Here is a 13846-nt window from a genome sequence, read left to right on the forward strand (position 1 = left end):
TTTCCATCGATTGACACATAAAATAAGTGGCAGTACTTATTTTATTATCAAAAAATTAGCACAAATCCCGAATTGTTTTAGAAAAATTTATGAATTTAATTTGTAAAACATTAATCACATAAAAAATTGTAATTATGAAGAAAATTTTTACTTTATTATCAGCTTCACCATTTTTTTTGTTGTTCTGTGGAAATATCTATGGCCAGCAAACGATCTATTCAGAAAATTTCAGCTATGCGCCGGGTGGTATTCCAGCAGGTTGGGTGATAGATGCCGAACAACCACCGGGATGGTCTATTAATAATTCTCAAATCTCCGGCGGTACAGCCCCCGAACTTTATATGACATATGGTATGCAGGTTGGGCTTAGCCGTTTGATCTCACCTAAAATTGATATTACAGGACATAAGCAGCTTGCTATATCTTATGACCAGTATCTTATCAACTTTGCAGGTGATGCCGGCGAAACTATTGGTATAGATGTCACTTTTGACGGTGGACAGACATGGCAACCGCTTTGGGAAAAGCCCTTAGGCGTACTTAATATTCCACAGGATAGATTTACATATTTTGTAACAGCACCGGAAAATGCTACTCAGATGCAATACGCCTTTCGTTATGATGGCAATAATTTCTTCATCAATGGCTGGGCAGTGGATGATGTAAAAATTGAAGATGTCGCCAACAAGGACCTTCTAGTAACCAATATAACAGGAAATAACGCTATAAATGCAGGCAAACCGGCCATGTTTGTGGCAGAAGTTACAAATGGAGGCAAGGAGGTACAGAGTAATTACACCATTAAACTTAAATCTAATGATGGAACCGAGCTGGCAAGCACATCCGGAGAACCAATTAATTTTGGGGAGAAATCTCATATCATTCTAAATTGGACACCACAAAGCAGCGATATTTCCCAAAAAACAATTTATGCTGTTGTAGAAAGTACAGACGATGTGAATCCAGGTAATAATCAGTCGAGAACTCTATCCGTGAACGTTCTGAAAGATGATATCAAAAATGTTCAGATTGGCAACGGTTCATTTGCTTTGCAACATTCTATTCCCTTCAATTTTTTCACACATTATAGTCTGGGACAGACCATGTACACGTCGCAACAAATAAATAACAGCAATTCAAAAATCACGGGAATCCAATACACCTGCCAATTTGATGAAGATAACAATGATATCCCTATCCAAGTTTATCTTGCAGAAACAGATCAAGAAGACCTTTCTTCTGACTGGCTTGACCCGGCATCATTTACACTTGTTTATAACGGAAAAATGAATTTCAAAAAAGGATTCAACAATCTTTATATCCCGTTGGAGACAGAATTCAATTACACTGGAAAAAATTTGGTGGTCTATACTAATAAGAGTCACCCGCAAATGGTACTTTGGTCAACTTTTATAAGTACATTCTCAGAATCGCCGATCTACTCCAGATACAGCGACAGGGATGATGAACCTTTTGATGCAATGAATCCTCCACAAGGCTATCCTGTACTTTACACACCAAACATAACACTTTTTTATGCTGATGGGACCATGTCCGTAATCGATGACAGTTCAAAATCTGCATCTGTACAAGTCTATCCGAACCCTGTGAAAGACATTTTGAATATTAGAACTGAACAGAATGAAAAAGTTCAGGAAATCCGAATAATAAATGCTGCAGGACAGCTTGTATCCCATAAAATCTTTGGCAACGAAAAACCAGAAGTGAATGTAAAAGAACTTAATGCCGGATTCTATCTGATCCAGATTATTACTTCCAAAGGAATAACTGCTAAAAAGATCTTGGTCGAAAAATAAAAATTGCTTTTTGCTATCATAAAAAAACAGATTGCTCTGACAATCTGTTTTTTTTACATTTATCCTTATATTATCTCAAATACAAAATGGATAATGAAATCCGTTAGATCTCCTCAACAAAATCATAATCCACATCCTTCGTATCATAATTCACCGCAACACGCAAAGCCCGTAAACCATTGATGCCCTGCAGATCTTCAACTTCCAATTCTTCGATTGCTGAAAGTAAATTTTGATTCTGAAGGATTTTTATCAATTTCAGATATTCTTTACGTTCCTTATCCTGAGAATAAATGATGCTGATCTTCCCTGGTTGAGTGATGCGTTCATCAGAATTTTTAATTAAAGATTTATCGATACGTTTTTTAATCATTTCGTAGCGCGCATTGTAGCTTCCATCCACATCAAAACGTTTTTCATCCATTCTGAATCTGATGCTGATTGGCGTGCTGTAAACCAAAATCAAAGACGAGACCTCCAAAGAATAATCAAGCGTATCTTTGTATTTTTTGTACTGTAATTCACTTTCGCAAATCACACGCAATTGCCATAATCTTAGATTTTCAAGGAAAATTGAGTCGTAAGTCAAATCCGGTTCAATAGACGAACCAATGTACATATTATGCTCAACGCCATCCGTTTTGAAACGCTCGTAATAGAAAGGAAATCTGTGCTGTTGTTCTTCCTGACGCTTGTCCAGAATATCCGCTAAAAACTTGTTAATGGAAGACAAGCTATCATCAAATTTCTTTCTGAAGTTATAAACCAATTCGGTTTTAGAATCCAGCTGTTTGTGATAATCGGTTACGATTTGATTGTAATTAACATTTTGAAGTTTAATAGATTCCAACAGCGGATGAACTTCCTGATGAATAAAATTCTGAACCTGACTTTCTGTATCGGCGCGCAGATCTTTGCTCAATTTTTTTTGAAATTGAACTAATTTTTCATTGATCTCAGTCAAATCATTATCAGAGATCAGATTTTTGAAAACATCAGAAATCAGCATCAGATTGATTTCCAGATCTTTTTTGATGGCCAGATTTCTGGAAACCGAAGAATTTCTAATGTCGGTTTGTCCAAAAAGTGGCGTCAGATTCTCGAAAGTGATTTTTCGGTAAGGCAAATCAAATTCCTCTCTGTAAAAACCGATGTGACGTTCCGCTTCTTGTCGGAATTTCCAATAAACACTTGGGTGTATCGATGTGTACTCTCTTTGAATAATTGCTTGGATTCGTGTTTCGATGCCGTCATAAAGTCTGTCCATCGTATCTTCCAGATATGGCATTACGATTTCCATTTTTTGAGCATTGATGCTGTTCAGCATTTTCTTCCTTGAGACTAATTCGATAATCCCGAGAATTTTTTTATCCTTGATAATCGGTGCAAAAATCGCACTTTTGATGCCCGCTTCGTAGAAATGTTTCGCCATCTGGCTATCCGGAAATTCTCTGTAAGTCCTTTCTATATCAGAAATGCTGAAAAATCTCTTGGATTCTACCAGTGTGTTGAAATTTTTCTCACAAAGCAGTTCGTTCTTACAATCCTGCGAGTTTTCCAACAGAATATAGCTTTCAATCACGCTATTGATAGGACTTCGGACAAATTTATTTTCATCGTGATTAATAGATGTAAAGCCAACTTCCAGATCAGAAACCTGAAAAATAGAGCGGAAAACTTTGTTGAGTTCTGGCTTAAGGTTTTTGTCGTCCTCCAGATTTATCAATTTACTTTTAAGGTTGGAAATGGCGATCTCTGTGGTTGCATCAAAGAAATTAACGACAGCAAAACCTTTCAGTTCCCAACTTTCTGGCGGAAATTTTTCTTTCCATAGTTCATAATCTTCAAAATTATCGAGCAATTCTGAAATTTCTTCCGGTGTTAATCTTTTGAAATTCTCCAATGCATTGACGTCCATAAAATCAGCGTTGGTCAGAAATCTATAATGCTTGACCACACCCTCTTCATTTGGAATATCAAATATAAACGGCATCGAAACATTCAGCGGAACATCATAAAAATCATTCAGGATGATGCAACAGCTCATTACATAAAAGCGATGCGGGTCCATATCTTTGATGATCATATCGAAATTGTCACCTGCTTTTTTGATAATCGTTTCAAAACGTTTTGTAGGATTGAAAAAGAAATTATAAAAAGGAAAACTGATGGCTTTGATCTCATTTTCCGTCAACATTGGAGGGAAAAGGTCACGGAGAAGTTCTTTCATCAAGACCTCATTTTCCTCGAAAAAATCAAGATTGCTGATACCATTCAAGAGTTCTGGAAATCCTTTGGTCTTATCCAAGATTCTCTGATGTGAAAGCGCATATTCTGGATTACCGGAAGCTTCTGCTTCCATTTTCTGGATGAGTTTTTCGAAGGAAAAATTCAATATAAATGGGCTGTCGTAAAAGGCTTGGAACTTCATCGGGTAAAAATCAATGCAAATGTAAGAATTAGGAATATATTAATAAAGTCGATTTAAAATTCATAATACTTTAATTCTATTCGATATTAATTACGCTACATTTCGTAACAAATTATCAATGTAAAACTTAGCATTAAAATTATTATTTCAAATTTACAAATTTTAAGATTATTAGATATATCTATCGTTTCATTAGCCGATTTCAAAATTGTTACAATAACCGTATCTTTGCAAAAATTTCCCAAAGACATTGAAAGATATCCGCACCTTTTCCCTCGACCAGTTAAAAGACCATTTCAGTACAATTGGTGAAAAACCTTTTCGTGCAAAACAGGTTTATGATTGGCTTTGGAGCAAAAATCTGCATTCTTTTGATGAGATGACGAACCTTTCCAAAGATTTGAGAGAAAGTCTGATGCGTGATTTTTTCATTAATCCAATCGCCGTTGATCTATTACAAAAATCGACAGATGGAACGATAAAAAACGGCGTGAAATTACACGACGGTTTAATGGTAGAATCGGTTCTGATTCCGACAGAAAGCCGTTCTACAGCTTGCGTTTCCTCACAAGTTGGATGCTCTCTGAATTGCGAATTCTGTGCAACCGCCAAACTAAAAAGAATGCGAAATCTGGAAGTTGCAGAAATCGTGGACCAAGTCGCGTTGATTGACAGACAAAGCAAAGAATATTTTGACAGACCGCTCACAAACATCGTATTTATGGGAATGGGCGAGCCGATGATGAATTACAAAAACGTTGTCGAAGCCATTCATAAAATCACGAAACCGGAAGGTTTGGGAATGTCGCCAAGAAGAATCACGGTTTCCACATCCGGAATTCCGAAAATGATAAAAATGCTGGCCGATGAAAAACTGAAAGTGAAACTGGCACTTTCTCTACATTCAGCCATTGAGCATAAACGCAACGAAATAATGCCTTTTTCTGAAAAATTCCCATTGACCGACATTATGGATTCGCTTCAATATTGGTATCAGAAAACCGGTTCTCCAGTCACTTTTGAATATTGCGTCTGGAAAGGAATCAACGATGGTGACGAGGATATCAAAGCTTTGATCAAATACTGCCGACAAGTTCCGAGCAAAGTAAACCTTATCCAGTATAATCCAATTGGTGAAGGAAAATTTGACCACCGAAGTATTGAAGCCGAACAAAAATATGTTCGTGAACTAGAAAAAGCAGGAATCACGATTGTGGTTAGAAAAAGCCGTGGCGGCGATATCGATGCGGCATGTGGACAATTGGCAAACAAATCAGCCGAATAACGAATTGTTATTTTAACAATTACAAAATATTGAGCATAGAAATAGATTGTATATTTGTTAGACAAAGAAAAATAATTTCCCTTTATCAATAACCTGACAAACTAATAAAATGGAATTCATTTTTGGTGAAAACGCATTGGAAAGTGTTTATGTTTGGGCAATCCCGCTTCACGCCACAGTTATCCTGACAGAGATGATTTACAGCCATGTAATGGAAGCCCAACTGTACAGCAGGAAAGACCTGGCGACCAATATTTATCTTGCGTTGATGAACTTCGGATTAGATCTGCTAATGAAGGTGTTTGCGATGGCCGTGATGTTCTTCTTTTACCGATTCCGTATTTTTGACTTTAATATTTCTACTTGGTATTATTGGGTTTTATGTTTTTTGGCAACGGATCTGGCTTATTATTTCCATCATTTGGCAGACCATCGTTCACGTGTATTTTGGGCAGTTCATATCACGCACCATAACTCAGAATATTTTAATCTGACGACAGGTTTCCGAAGTCCGGTTTTTCAACCGCTTTATCGCTATCTTTTCTTTTCGCCATTGGCCTTTTTAGGGTTTGATCCATGGACAATAATGGTTTGTTATGCCATTGGCCAGGTCTATGGAACCTGGGTCCATACACAAGCCATCAAAAAAATGGGCTTCTTTGAATATATTTTTGTGACGCCTTCGCATCACCGGGTTCATCACGGTTGCAACATCAAATATCTGGACAGAAATATGGGAATGGTTTTTATTTTTTGGGATAAATTGTTCGGAACTTTTGAACCGGAAGACCCGAATGTTCCCGTAAAATTCGGGATATATCCAAAGATGCCGGATGATGGCCCGATGACTACCCTACTCTATGAATGGCGAAAAATCTGGAAAGACCTGAAACAGCCGAACCTGACCATCAGTGACAGATTCAATTATATTTTTAATTCTCCTGGCTGGCGGCACGATGGCACCGGAAAGACTGTAAAACAATATCAAAAAGAATATTTTGCAAAGAAAAAGAAAGCCGAAAATCGGTCTTAATTCTGTAATTATCCAAGCCTTTCAATTTTGAATTTTAATCAAATGAAAAAATTATTTGTCATTCATTTTTTGTTGATCTCACTTTTTGGATTTTCCCAGAAAATTAAAAAACTCGATATCAAAAAATATAAAATTGCTATTTTGAGCGACTCACTGCGAGAATCTTCCGGACTGACAAATATGGATGGAAGATTATTTTCCTTTAACGATAGTGGTAACACCAGCGAAATTTTCGAAATAAAACCAGGCAGCTCGCACATCGAAAAAACTTACAAAACTGGTCTTAAGAACATAGACTGGGAAGCGATGACCAATGATGGAGAAAATTTCTACATAGGAGAATTCGGGAATAATCTGGGAACGAGGAAAGATCTGAAAGTTTACCGGATTGCCTTTAGAAATGATTCTTTGATGCTAGATTCTATTAAGACCATCCCGTTTTTTTATCCTGAGCAAACTGATTTTACTCCGAAAAACATCAATAATAATTTTGATGCGGAAGCAATGATTTTCCTTGATGGCAACATTCATCTTTTCACAAAGGAATGGGTTACGAATACAGTTTCTCATTACGTCATCGATAAAAATCTGACAGAAAATCAGCCGGCGCAAAAACTGGAAAATTATGACACAGGATTTGTTGTGACGGATGCTTCTTTTTTTGATAATAAATTATACGTTGTTGGTTATACCAAAAATGCTTCGGTTTATATGATGATTTTTGAGAAAGATGAGGTAGGAAATCTCTTTTTCAACAAACCTGTAAAAAAGTATTCTTTAGGTAGAGCTTACAATGTCGGACAAATCGAAGGAATTACGGCAACTGAAAAGGGAATTTACATTTCGGGAGAACGATTCAGTATTAAAATTAAAAAAGTGCCTCAAAGTCTTTATTTCATTCCGTTTAAAGGTTTAGAATAATTATATTTGTAGAATAGTAAAATTGGATGTAAGATATCATAATTTGAATATTAAGCATTATCTGATGCTTCGATATTACAGAATTCTTGATATTTTTACAAAGGTTTTTCCGGTGAGACGATAGACCAAACCCCAACATAGCCCCGATTGCAGTGAAAATCCTTTTTGTTTTTCTCCGGATAACAAAAAGATTGTAACGGAAAGCGGGTTAGTAAAGTGAATCAAGTGTCAAATCGTCTTGCTCCAAAAATATAATATCTAAAAGCGAACAGTGGCAAATACAGTAGAACTAATCAAAGCTCCGATTTCTGACGAAATGAAACTTTTTGAACAGAAGTTTTATGAATCGATGAAAAGTAATGTTGCTCTGCTGGATAAGGTTACGCGTTTTATTGTGACGACTAAAGGGAAACAAATGCGTCCTATGTTTGTTTTTCTCTGCGCAAAACTGGTCGGAAATGTGAACGAAAAAACATTCCGTGGCGCAAGTATGATCGAGCTGATCCATACGGCGACTTTGGTTCATGATGATGTTGTGGACGAGAGTTTTAAGCGCAGAAATTTCTTTTCTATCAATGCACTTTGGAAGAATAAAATCGCTGTTTTGGTAGGCGATTATCTGCTTTCTAAATCGGTTTTACTTTCTACGGATAACAAGGATTTTGATTTACTTTCCGTGATTGCAAGGACGATTCGGGAAATGTCGGAAGGCGAATTGTTGCAATTGGAAAAAGCCAGAAAACTTGATATTACCGAAGATGTTTATTACGAGATCATCCGTCAGAAAACAGCAACTTTGATTGCGGCATGTTGTGAAGTTGGCGTTTTATCTAATGGTGTAGATGAAGCGACTGCGAAAAAAATGCAAGAATTCGGGACTTACACGGGAATGGCTTTTCAAATCAAAGATGACCTTTTTGATTATCAGACCAGCAATATCATTGGAAAACCTGTGGGAATCGACATCAAAGAACAGAAGATGACCCTGCCTTTGATTTATACTTTGAAAAACGCAAGTCCTGAAAATTATAAAAAATATTTCGGAACGATAAAGCGTTATAACAACGATTCTAAAAAAGTTCGCGAATTGGTAGAATTCGTAAAGTCTTCCGGAGGAATGGATTATGCTATCCAAACCATGAAAGATTATCAGCAAAAAGCTCTTGATATTTTAGCCGAATTTCCTGACAATGAAGCTAAAGAATCTTTGAAACTGATGCTGGATTATGTTATCAGCAGAAAGCTTTAATTCTTATTTTTCTTCTTCCCGATATTCCAAAATATCCGCAGGCTGACAATCCAAAGCTCTGCAAATCGCTTCCAACGTACTGAAACGAACCGCTTTTGCCTTTCCTGTTTTTAGAATAGAAAGATTGGAAAGGGTTAAATCTACTTTTTCCGACAACTCATTCAATGACATTTTTCGTTTTGCCATCATCACGTCCAGGTTTACGATAATTGGCATAACTTAAACTGTTAAATCGTTTTCTTCCTGCAATTCTACGCCTCTTTTGAAAATCTGAGCAATAATGTAAATAATAGCTCCGGTAAAAATAAAGGCTTCACTATCTACCCAAAACTGGTTTAAGCTATCCGGAACAGAACCGTGGTGATTTAAATTTTTAACAAACTGTCTGGCAATGTAGCTTATAAATCCTATTGAAAGGGTATAATAACTAATTAATGAAATTTGTTTTGCCACAAAAGCACTGAAAGGTTTTGACAAATTCATTTTATGCATTAGCCTAATCACTGTGTAAAAAAGCACAGCTTTTAAAATTGAAATGATTAAAATAAGGCTGTAAACGCTAAAAAAATTGTATCTACTTTCTTTATACATTTGAATTAAATCTAATTTTTGATAAAGATTTTTGATAATCTCAGGATTATAAAGATGGAAAACGAAATTTACTATTAATCCTCCCGCCTCAATAGACAAGCCGACGAATATTATCCAAGCTATGGCATATAAACCCCAAAATATAAATCTGTTTGTTTTTGACATTTTTTAGTTTTAAAGATTATTCAAATGTAATAAATATTTATTGATAAACAATAAATATTTTATCTTTATCAGATAATTTAATTTTTAACAAAGTTAAATTTCAGCAAAGTCTTTTAATTCCGTAATTTTGAAATATGAACAATTCGCCACTTGCCGAAATCCTCCGCCCGAAAACTTTGGACGATGTTTTGGGACAAGAACATCTCACAGGAAAAAATGGGACAATCAAAAGAATGTTGGAAAACGACACTCTCAATTCACTCATTTTCTGGGGACCTCCGGGAACGGGTAAAACGACCCTTGCCGAAATCATTTCTGAGAAATCCGGAAGAAAATTTTATAAACTTTCAGCTGTTTCTTCTGGCGTAAAAGATGTGAGAGATGTGATTGATGAGGCAAAAAAGCAGAATCTTTTCTCTGGAAAAAGTCCGATTCTGTTTATTGATGAGATCCATAGATTCAATAAATCTCAGCAGGACTCTTTGCTTCACGCCGTTGAAAAAGGATGGATTGTTCTGATTGGCGCAACTACAGAAAATCCAAGTTTTGAAGTTGTATCGGCTTTGCTTTCACGTTCGCAGGTTTATATTCTGAAAGCTTTGACTTTTGAAAAGCTGGAAGAATTAGCAGACATCAGTGTTTCAAAATATAACGAGATCAACAATACCAAATTCTTTCTTGATGAAAAAGAAGCTTTTATCCAATATTCCGGAGGTGATGCGAGAAAACTCATCAATTCGATAGAATTGGTTCTGAATCAATTCAGATCGGCTAAGAAAAATAAGATTTCTAATAAAGATGTCTTATCTGTTCTTCAAGAAAACATGGCTTTGTACGACAAAAATGGAGAGCAGCATTACGACATCATTTCAGCTTTCATCAAATCTATGCGTGGTTCCGACCCAAATGGTGCTGTTTATTGGTTGGCGAGAATGTTGGTCGGTGGAGAGGACATTAAATTCATTGCAAGAAGAATGATGATCTTAGCGGCAGAAGATATTGGTCTAGCCAATCCAAATGCGCTTATAATGGCGAATAATTGTTTCCAGGCCATCAATGTCATCGGAAATCCGGAAGCAAGAATCATCCTAAGTGAAACCGCAGTTTATCTTGCCGTGTCTCCAAAAAGCAATTCGACTTATAATGCGATCAATGAAGCAATGGCTTTCGTCAAGAAAACCGGTAATCTACCCGTTCCTCTTCATCTCAGAAATGCACCAACCAAACTGATGAAAGACCTGGATTATGGAAAAGACTATCAATATGCCCATTCCTATGAAGGTAATTTTGTTGATCTAGAATTCCTACCAGAAGAAATCAAAGGAACTGCATTTTATCAACCAGCAAATAACTCTACAGAGAAAAAAATAAAGGAACAGCTCAAAGACAAATGGGGCGACAAGTACGAGTCTTGATAACCAATCGTTAAATATTCCTAAAAAATTCTTTTGTATCGGTGGTTTCGGAATGTTTTAATATATTTGCGACTCACAGATAGATATGGAACATTTTGAAAGTTGGAAAGACTTGCTTAACCCAGAATTTTACATCAAATTAGGTGGATTTTGGCTGATTTTATTCATTATTTTTGCAGAGACAGGATTATTTGTCGGTTTCTTTTTACCAGGCGATAGTTTGCTGTTTATTTCCGGGATCTATGCTGTTAAGATCATAGACACCACTTTTGGTTCTACAGGCTCAGATTTCCTGGACACCACCATTCTTGCTACTGCGGTTTCAATTGCTGCAATCATCGGAAACGAGATTGGCTATTGGTTCGGTTACAAAAGCGGACCATTGTTGTACGAGAGAAAAGACACTTTTCTTTTCAAGAAAAAATACCTCTTCAAAGCACACGATTTCTTCGAAGAACACGGAACTGTAGCAGTGATCTTGGCAAGATTCCTTCCGATTGTAAGGACATTTGCACCAATCGTGGCCGGAATCGTGAAAATGGATAAAAAGAAATTTTTCTTTTATAACATCATAGGAGCCATTTCCTGGTCATTCTCGATGATTTTTGCAGGTCATTATCTGGACAAATTATTTATGGACCAATTCGGGATCGACCTTAAAACGAAACTTGAATTAATTGTTCTTGTGATTGTTTTGGTAACAACACTTCCGATCATCATCAAGTTTTTCTTTACCAAAGACAAAGAAAGACCAACAGAGGAATAATTTTTGATAAAAATATTGAAACAACATATAAAAACCGGAGCTAGTTTCCGGTTTTTGCATTTAAATCCAAATATTAAAATGAAAGTATTTATCAACAAAAGGATTCCACAGATCGGAATCGACTTACTCAAAGACAATAATATCGAAATCATAACCCCACAAACAGTCAATCCGTCTCACGAAGAATGGCTGGAAAACTGCAAAAAAGCAGACATCATCCTGAATGTTGGGAAAAACAAATACGATAAATATTTCTTTGACAATTGTCCCAATATAAAAGCCATTTCATTATTCTCTGTGGGATTCGACCAGGTTGATATTGCCGAAGCTACAAAACGAAAAATACCTGTTGGAAACACACCAGATGTTCTCAGCAGAGCAACATCCGATGTTGCATTTTTATTAATGCAAATGGTTTCCAGAAAAGTCAATTATAACATCGAAAAAATAAAATCAGGAAGTTGGAAAGACTTTGATGCTTTGGAAGAATTGGGGCAAGAATTGTATGGAAAGACTTTGGGAATTTTAGGTTTAGGAAGAATTGGTTTTGAAATGGCTGAAAAATGCAAAGCCGGTTTTGAAATGAATATCATTTATCATAATAGAAGCCACAATGAAACTGCGGAAAAAGAATTGGATGCTAAATATGTTTCTTTTGATGAATTAATTCAAGATTCGGATATCATTAGTATTCATGCTAATTATACGCCAGAGCAAGCAAACCTTTTCAACCAATTGGTTTTTGAGAAAATGAAACCTAATTTGATTTTTATCAATACAGCAAGAGGCGGTTTCCACAATGAAACAGATCTATACGAAGCTTTGAAGTCAGGAAAAATCTGGGGTGTGGGTTTGGACGTTACCAATCCTGAACCTATGAGCAATGAAAATCCTCTACTTCAACTTCCGAATGTCTGTATCTTACCGCATATCGGGTCTGCCACAATAGAAGCCCGAAACGGAATGTCAAAATTGGCTGCAGAAAATGTCATCGCTTTTTCTCAAAATCAGCCAATGCCGAATTGTGTGAATCCTGAAATTTATCAATAGTTAAAATTGGTGCTTGGAATCATATTTGTTTATAAATCATCAACACTAAACAAAATATTATGGCACCAGAAGACAACATCAACGAACAAGACAGAAATCTAGAAGAACTCGACTATCCAAAATCAGAAGATATCTTTATCAGAGAAAAACATATTCCTTTGGATGATGGGAATCCAATCTTTAATACAGAAATAGATGATGACAAACTAGACAAAGGATTAGACATACCAGGAATCGAGGACGATGATGGGATGGAAGAGATTGGGTCAGAAGACGAAGAAAACAACTATTGGAGTACAAGCGACAACGATGACGACCACGAAGAACAAAACGATGATGTTCTTGGATAAAAAACAAAAACCTTACTGAATTCAGTAAGGTTTTTTATTTCTAGTTTTCGAAGATTGTGGATGGTTTTTTATTCTCATCAATAGCGACAAGCGTAAAATCACCTGAAACAGCTTTTTCTCGTGTATCGGCATACATCTCTTCTATGAAGATTTCGATATTAACCTTTACGCTGGTATTTCCTACATATTTAACTCGACCAATGAGCTCCACCAAAGTATCTGCAGGAATTGGTTTCTTGAAATCTATCCTGTCACAGCTTACTGTCACAAAAGATTTTCTGGCAAAACGAGTTGCGGTCATAAAGGCGACCTCATCCATCATTTCCATTACTTTTCCTCCGAACATTGTATTATGATGATTGGTCGTATTGGGAAAAACAACTTTAAAAACCCTTGTTTCGGAGTTTTTAATTTTATCCTCGTAATTCATTTATTTTGAGAGATTAAAAATTAGACATTTGAAATGAATCGAAATTTGGAATAACCTATTCATTTTTTTGTTCTGCAAAGATAATCCTTAATATTGATAATACTTTCCTCGAAATATCCATCCAGCAACAAAAAAACAATTTTCAGATAAACTATTCAAAGTGCTTGTCAAATAGGATTAATAGAATATAAAAAGTTTTTACTTTTAATTTCGAGAATCAAACATTTTTTATAAACGATTTAAAAGACTGATTTTTAAATAAGAAAGAGCAAAATTTATTATTTATAAAAGAATAATAAAAAAAATAATTTACATTTTTATTTCAAGGTATTATTTTTGATTA

13 protein-coding genes are annotated in these 13846 nt (G+C 35.8%); 9 read left to right on the forward strand and 4 right to left on the reverse strand.

The window, feature by feature from the left end:
- The first annotated feature begins 134 nt into the window (after window positions 1-134).
- Complete coding sequence (locus RTX21_RS12100; protein WP_312768003.1) at window positions 135-1817, forward strand: T9SS type A sorting domain-containing protein; 1683 nt, start codon at window positions 135-137, stop codon at window positions 1815-1817.
- Between the two features lie 103 nt (window positions 1818-1920).
- Here the strand turns inward: RTX21_RS12100 and RTX21_RS12105 are convergent, their stop codons facing one another.
- Window positions 1921-4248, reverse strand: a complete 2328-nt coding sequence (locus RTX21_RS12105; protein WP_312768006.1) for a GAF domain-containing protein — start codon at window positions 4246-4248, stop codon at window positions 1921-1923.
- 250 nt (window positions 4249-4498) lie between these two features.
- Between RTX21_RS12105 and rlmN the strand changes: the two genes are divergently transcribed.
- The 4 genes from rlmN to RTX21_RS12125 all read left to right on the forward strand — a co-directional run bounded on the left by rlmN (window position 4499) and on the right by RTX21_RS12125 (window position 8736).
- Window positions 4499-5533, forward strand: coding sequence for a 23S rRNA (adenine(2503)-C(2))-methyltransferase RlmN (rlmN, locus tag RTX21_RS12110; RefSeq protein WP_312768008.1), 1035 nt, complete (start codon window positions 4499-4501; stop codon window positions 5531-5533).
- 109 nt (window positions 5534-5642) lie between these two features.
- Window positions 5643-6566: a sterol desaturase family protein gene (locus RTX21_RS12115; RefSeq protein WP_312768010.1), complete on the forward strand. Its 924-nt coding sequence runs from the start codon at window positions 5643-5645 to the stop codon at window positions 6564-6566.
- Between the two features lie 42 nt (window positions 6567-6608).
- On the forward strand, window positions 6609-7487 hold the full coding sequence (locus tag RTX21_RS12120) for a hypothetical protein (protein ID WP_312768013.1): 879 nt from the start codon (window positions 6609-6611) through the stop codon (window positions 7485-7487).
- Between the two features lie 271 nt (window positions 7488-7758).
- Window positions 7759-8736, forward strand: coding sequence for a polyprenyl synthetase family protein (locus RTX21_RS12125; RefSeq protein ID WP_312768015.1), 978 nt, complete (start codon window positions 7759-7761; stop codon window positions 8734-8736).
- Window positions 8737-8739: 3 nt separating this feature from the next.
- Here RTX21_RS12125 and RTX21_RS12130 read toward each other — a convergent pair whose 3' ends face one another.
- Window positions 8740-8952 carry a helix-turn-helix transcriptional regulator gene (locus RTX21_RS12130; RefSeq protein WP_312768016.1) on the reverse strand — a complete coding sequence of 71 codons (213 nt, stop codon included), beginning with the start codon at window positions 8950-8952 and terminating at the stop codon, window positions 8740-8742.
- A gap of 3 nt (window positions 8953-8955) precedes the next feature.
- On the reverse strand, window positions 8956-9492 hold the full coding sequence (locus RTX21_RS12135) for a DUF2975 domain-containing protein (RefSeq protein WP_312768018.1): 537 nt from the start codon (window positions 9490-9492) through the stop codon (window positions 8956-8958).
- A gap of 134 nt (window positions 9493-9626) precedes the next feature.
- On the opposite strand from RTX21_RS12135, the gene RTX21_RS12140 reads away from it, so the two are divergent.
- The 4 genes from RTX21_RS12140 (at window position 9627) to RTX21_RS12155 (ending at window position 13073) form a co-directional block, all read left to right on the forward strand.
- Window positions 9627-10907 (forward strand): replication-associated recombination protein A, encoded by a 1281-nt coding sequence (locus RTX21_RS12140; RefSeq protein ID WP_312768019.1) that lies wholly within the window; start codon window positions 9627-9629, stop codon window positions 10905-10907.
- An 85-nt stretch (window positions 10908-10992) separates the two neighbouring features.
- Complete coding sequence (locus RTX21_RS12145; RefSeq protein ID WP_027382625.1) at window positions 10993-11673, forward strand: DedA family protein; 681 nt, start codon at window positions 10993-10995, stop codon at window positions 11671-11673.
- A 78-nt stretch (window positions 11674-11751) separates the two neighbouring features.
- Window positions 11752-12723 carry a D-glycerate dehydrogenase gene (locus RTX21_RS12150; protein WP_312768020.1) on the forward strand — a complete coding sequence of 324 codons (972 nt, stop codon included), beginning with the start codon at window positions 11752-11754 and terminating at the stop codon, window positions 12721-12723.
- Window positions 12724-12782: 59 nt separating this feature from the next.
- Window positions 12783-13073: a hypothetical protein gene (locus RTX21_RS12155; RefSeq protein WP_312768022.1), complete on the forward strand. Its 291-nt coding sequence runs from the start codon at window positions 12783-12785 to the stop codon at window positions 13071-13073.
- Window positions 13074-13113: 40 nt separating this feature from the next.
- Here the strand turns inward: RTX21_RS12155 and RTX21_RS12160 are convergent, their stop codons facing one another.
- Window positions 13114-13503, reverse strand: coding sequence for an acyl-CoA thioesterase (locus RTX21_RS12160; protein ID WP_312768023.1), 390 nt, complete (start codon window positions 13501-13503; stop codon window positions 13114-13116).
- Window positions 13504-13846 lie beyond the last annotated feature (343 nt).

The organism is Epilithonimonas sp. (assembly GCF_032054305.1).
GTDB lineage: Bacteria > Bacteroidota > Bacteroidia > Flavobacteriales > Weeksellaceae > Epilithonimonas.